The organism is Oleiphilus sp. HI0061, assembly GCF_001635675.1.
Window position 1 is genome coordinate 1 of the sequence record NZ_LWFE01001161.1, and the last position, 5,546, is coordinate 5,546.

Consider the following 5,546-nt stretch of genomic DNA (forward strand, 5'->3'; position numbering starts at 1 on the left):
AAAATTGAAAGTCTTCAGGCAAGTCATTCGCAACGCTATTTTGCGGAAGAGAGCCTTTCTGTTCTAGTCGATCAAACAACCAGCCGGTGGTAATTGCCAATACCATCGACAGGGCAATAAACAAGAGGGTCCATGGCAGCCCTATGAGTGCCACCATGATTATCGTCAGTGATAGTGAGTTCCAAGGGCTGGCAATAAGAAATGCCATGACTTGGCCGAGACTGGCACCTTTGCGCCTTAGCTCCATGCCGACCATTAGTATTCCGTGACTACATAAATCGAGTAGTACGCCTGCCAATGTCGCGCGCCACAGACCTTTGACGGTGCCTCCTTTTCCCAGAATCGAGATGATAAATTCCTGGGGTATACGACTTAACACACCGACAAAAGCAATGGCGAGCAGTATGCTCCACCACATAGTGTTTAGCAGTTCTTGAACGCTGTGGGCAATGACACCATACCAGTTGTCATGAGAGGGTTCGCTGAGTGCCAACACATAGAAGATAATTGAAAGCGTTAAGCTCCCCCAGAGTAACCAGTCTCGCTTTTCTGGAGAGTCTTCACAGCAACTGTTAGTTGCGGGCTCGCTCGTTGCCTTACTACTGCTGGAGCAGCATGACGTAGTATGTACGGGCTGTTTTTCTTTGCTGCAACAACTTGAACTACTTTCAGGCTTTTCAGGGTTATTTTTTTCAGAACTAGAGCCGCAGCAGCTTGATTTCGTTTCTTTCATAGCTTTACCCCTCCCTGTGTCGTTAGTTGCTCTGGTGCCTCGCTAAGCTTATCAAGAATAGCGCAGTGAGGGTCATTGTTAGATTGGCATTGGCTAGCGAGGTCTAGCAGGCACTGGTGCATCAGCCTAAGCTCAGCTATTTGCTCTTCAACTAATTTTGCTTTGTCCAAGACGAGGGATTTAACCTCGTGACTTTGTCGGCCTTTATTATTGAAAAGATCAAGCAAGTGGCGACACTCATCAATATTGAAGCCTGTCTTTCGGGCGCGCTGGATAAACTGGAGCTGTTCCAGATCTTGTTCTGAATATTGTCGATAGCCGTTGGCAGAGCGCGAGCTAGGATGAACCAGGTCGATCTCTTCGTAGTAGCGAATGGTTTTAGAATTAAGGCCTGTTAGCTTTGATATCGCGCCGATATTCATCGTGCTACTCCTATATAAATTGATCTAATATGGAATAGCATAAACCTTACAGCTACGGTAAGGTCAATACAAATTTATTGAATTCGAAATTTATGACGAAAGTGGTCAGTGTAGGTGGGTATGACCATAGTCAAAATAACTCAAGTAGACAGAGCCTTCCATGGCTCGCTGGCGGCTTAGGGCTGGTTGGTTTCATGTGAGGAATGGCGTTCTCAGCCTAAGAATGAATAAGCCTCAACCACGACGCCATGCATGAAATTTCTCAAGAAACTGCAATACCTTCTCAGGCGCGTTGGCTTTTTTCCAGTTACCAGCGACAAACTTATTGGTTTCCGCCAGGGTTGGGTAGATATGAATCGTGCCCAGGATCTTATTCAGACCTAAGCCATGCTTCATTGCCGTCACGTATTCAGCAATAATATCCCCGGCATGATGACCGACAATCGTTACCCCAAGAATTTTATCTTTCCCGGGGACGGTTAGCACCTTGATAAAACCATGAGCCTCACCATCGGCAATAGCTCGGTCTAAATCATCAATATCATAACGGCTTACATCATAAGCAATACCTTGTGCTTTGGCTTCCTGTTCGTTGATGCCGACACGGGCCACTTCCGGGTCTGAAAAAGTCGCCCAGGGAATGACGCGATAGTCTGCCTTGAACTTCTTGAATAAACCGAATAAACCGTTCACAGCGGTATACCAGGCTTGGTGAGAGGCCGTGTGCGTGAACTGATAAGGCCCGGCCACATCGCCGCACGCATAGATATTGGGGAAGCGCGTTTGAAGGAATTCGTTCACCTCTATCGTGCCTTTATCCGTTAAGGGGATATTCAATTTATCTAAACCAAAGCCCTCTGTATTCGCTTTACGTCCGACTGCCAATAGCAACACATCATATTCAATTCGCTGTTCAGTGCCGTCAATGTCGGTGCACAACAGAACTTTTTGGCCATTATCAGTAATAAACTCTGTTGGCTGATGGTTTAATCTAAGATCAATGCCTTCCTCAATAAAGCGCTTTTGAACCTCTGCGCTCACGTCTTCATCTTCTCGTGGCATGATGCGGGCAGAGCGGTCCACTTGAATCACCTGCACTCCAAGGCGCTGGAAGCTCTGGGCCATTTCACAGCCGATAGGCCCACCACCGATGATCAGCATGCGGCCTGGTTTCTCTCTAAGTTCCCATATCGTATCGGAAGTCAAATAACCTGTATCTTCAATGCCCTTAATCGCAGGAACAAAAGGCCGCGCTCCCGTGGAGATAACGATGTTACGCGTGGTGATCGTTTCACCATTAACTTTTACTCTAAAAGGGTCAATGATTTCTGCGCTGCCGGTAATGCAGTCAACACCGAGTCCCGTGAATCGCTCGATAGAGTCGTGAGGCTCAATGGTTTTAATAATCGATTGAATGCGTTCCATTACCGCAGGAAAGTCGACCTCGATATTTTCATTTGATAGACCAAATTCCTCAGCACGCTCATGGTACTTTGCCATTTTAGCCGAACGAATGAGTGCTTTACTGGGGACACAACCGGTATTTAAGCAGTCGCCGCCCATTTTATGACGCTCAATAAGAGAGACTTTTGCTTTGGTTGCTGCAGCGATCAATGAAGTAACCAGTCCTGCTGAACCTGCACCGATAACGACCATATTGGTGTCAAATTTAGACGGCTTGTCATAGTTAGCGAAAACCTTTTTAGCTTGTATGCTTTCCATTAACTTCTTGGCCAAAATAGGGAATAGGCCGAGTAGAGCAAAAGCAAACAATAAACCGGGTGATAGGATGCCTGATAGAGAATCAATCTGACCAAGCTGAGTACCGGTATAAACGTAAACAAGGGTGCCTGGGAGCATGCCGAGCTGGCTGATCAAAAAGAATTGGCGAGTCTTGATTGGCGTTAAACCCATCACTAAGTTAATAACGAAAAACGGGAATAAAGGCACAAGGCGTAAGCCAAACAGATAAAACGCGCCTTCTTTTTCAATGCCTGCATTAATTGACTTAAGGGAGTCAGCAAACTTTTTTTGTACACTTTCTTTCAGTAGTGTTCGAGAAACTAGAAAGGCTAGTGTTGCACCGATTGTACTGGCAAAGGACACCAGAATCGTTCCCTGTAACAAACCGAAGATTGCACCGCCTGCAAGTGTCATTACTGCGGCGCCAGGCAAGGAGAGAGCAGTCACAGCAATATAGATCATGACGAATATGCCAGCACTGAGTATTGCATTTTGCGAATGAAAGTCACTGATAGCCTGTTGTTGAGACTTAAAGTAGTCGAGGCTCAAGTACTGGGCAAGGTCGAAGAAAAAAAAGCAGCCAATGAGAATAACGAGCGCGACAATAAGAAGTCTTTTCTTTTTATCCATAAATCTGTATCTACCTTCAAAATGGTGGTTATTTGAATGAAGTCTAATAAGGAGTGCGTTTGTTCAGACTGCAGCTATGTCTTAAGAGTTCAATTTAATAAGTAACTATATGTTAAGAAGGGCTAGTCTACCGAGATATTTACATTGTGTGCAATATAAATATCTCCATCGGGAGATAGCTCCTCAATTGATCTATGTCAGTTGATGGTAACTTTAATTATTTGAAAATGATTCCTATTAAGGTATAATGCTCGCAACTCTAGCAAGTGGTGATCATATGTTGGTTTGTGTTTGTAATGGTATTAGCGATAAAGATATTGATTCTGCTATTCATGAGGGTGCGACAGAATGTAAGGTGATCAGGGACTCGCTAGGTATTGGCAAGTGCTGTGGTCAATGTACCACTTATGCTAAAGACTTAATCAGTGAAAAAATGACCAGTATGCAAAATACTGCGGCTATGCAGCTTGCCTTAGAGGTTCGTGTTTAAGCAGTCTTTCTCCTTTCCTTTCCTTTCCTTTCCTTTCCTTTCCTTTCCCTTCGATTCTATCTAGCCTATCCAGTATCAAACCTTAAAAACTTAATGATAACTATTTAGTTTATTAAGTCTGTGATTATTAAAGCAATTACGTGCCTTTTGAATTTAAAAAGTAATATACTCATCGCACCACACTGATAAAAAAGGGGGCGTGATAATGCAAGGCGACAAACAAGTTATTCAACACCTTAATAAAATCCTGGGCAATGAGCTTATAGCGATTAATCAATACTTTTTGCATGCTCGTATGTTTAAAAACTGGGGCCTCGAAGGCCTAGATAAAAAAGAATATAAAAAATCTATCAAAGATATGAAGCAGGCAGATGAGCTGATTGAGCGCATTCTGTTTTTGGAAGGTATCCCCAACCTGCAAAAGTTAGGCAAATTATTAATAGGCGAGAACACTCAAGAAATGCTGGAGTGCGACCTCAAATTAGAACAAAGCTCCATTGCCGACTTACGCGAAGCGATCGCTTATTGTGAATCAGTATCAGACTACGTCACCCGTGATAAGCTTCGAGAAATTCTTGCAGAAGAAGAGGAGTATCTAGATTGGTTGGAAACTCAGCTTGATCTGATCGATAAAGTGACGATCGAGAACTATATGCAATCAATGATTGAAGATGATTAAGGGGGTGAAATATGAAAGGTTCAGATAAAGTTATAGCAGAATTAAATCACTTGTTAGCGGGTGAGCTAACGGCAATAGACCAATACTTTGTTCACTCTCGAATTTATGAAGATATGGGCTTAGATAAGCTTTATGAACGTTTGGATCATGAGCGTGAAGAAGAGACAGATCACGCAGACCAAATGATCAAACGGATTTTGTTCTTGGAAGGGCATCCAGACTTGGCAACGCGTGAGCCGCTAAATGTCGGTAAAACAGTTTCGGAAATGCTACAGAATGACTTGAATGTAGAATACTCAGTAATTAAAAACCTTAAGGCAGCGATTGCTTTGTGTGAGTCTGAGCAAGATTACGAAACCCGTGCAATGCTGGTTAAGCAGTTAGAAGACTCAGAAGAAGATCATGCTTATTGGCTAGAGAAGCAATTGGGCTTGATTGATAAGATTGGGCTTCAAAATTACTTACAGTCGCAGATGTAAGCTTCGAATAGCATAATGAGTGTAAGTAGGGCCGTCATTTGTGACGGCTTTTTTGTTTGTTTGATATAAACGTTAATCCCCAACTGAATCCAAATACTTTCTTTCTAAAATATCCCTAAATAGGTAGGGGGTATTTCTAATTTTGTCCTATATTTATAGTGCTAAATAAGCAATTCACCCCAAAATAGACAGATTCATTCAAGGAAATGGGCCGACATGACGATAACTAGTCTATAGCTTGCTCACTACACACTATCTAAAAATAACGCGCTTAAAAAATACTTAGGGTGTCTCTATGAAGATCAATATGCCGGTGACTGACAATGAAGTCATGATGACCGAAGGTCAGACCTTGGTCTCAAAAACCAAT

Annotated in this window: 6 protein-coding genes; 3 read left to right on the forward strand and 3 right to left on the reverse strand. The window is 43.2% G+C overall.

Annotated features, from left to right (window positions below; all coding sequences use genetic code 11):
- From A3735_RS17585 to A3735_RS17595, 3 genes are all read right to left on the reverse strand, one after another.
- The coding region (locus tag A3735_RS17585) for a permease (protein ID WP_197485925.1) at positions 1–733 on the reverse strand (733 nt) is incomplete at its 3' end.
- A complete protein-coding gene (gene cueR, locus A3735_RS17590; RefSeq protein ID WP_068506746.1) occupies positions 730–1,155 on the reverse strand; it encodes a Cu(I)-responsive transcriptional regulator in 426 nt (141 codons plus the stop codon). The genes A3735_RS17585 and cueR, both read right to left, overlap by 4 nt.
- 234 nt (positions 1,156–1,389) lie before the next feature.
- Positions 1,390–3,528: an FAD-dependent oxidoreductase gene (locus tag A3735_RS17595; protein WP_068506742.1), complete on the reverse strand. Its 2,139-nt coding sequence runs from the start codon at positions 3,526–3,528 to the stop codon at positions 1,390–1,392.
- Positions 3,529–3,775: 247 nt separating this feature from the next.
- On the opposite strand from A3735_RS17595, the gene A3735_RS17600 reads away from it, so the two are divergent.
- The 3 genes from A3735_RS17600 (at position 3,776) to bfr (A3735_RS17610) (ending at position 5,176) form a co-directional block, all read left to right on the forward strand.
- Positions 3,776–4,018, forward strand: coding sequence for a (2Fe-2S)-binding protein (locus A3735_RS17600; RefSeq protein ID WP_082865273.1), 243 nt, complete (start codon positions 3,776–3,778; stop codon positions 4,016–4,018).
- Positions 4,019–4,223: 205 nt separating this feature from the next.
- Complete coding sequence (gene bfr / locus A3735_RS17605) at positions 4,224–4,697, forward strand: bacterioferritin (protein ID WP_068506740.1); 474 nt, start codon at positions 4,224–4,226, stop codon at positions 4,695–4,697.
- Between the two features lie 11 nt (positions 4,698–4,708).
- On the forward strand, positions 4,709–5,176 hold the full coding sequence (gene bfr, locus A3735_RS17610; RefSeq protein WP_068506737.1) for a bacterioferritin: 468 nt from the start codon (positions 4,709–4,711) through the stop codon (positions 5,174–5,176).
- The last annotated feature ends 370 nt before the right edge of the window (positions 5,177–5,546 follow it).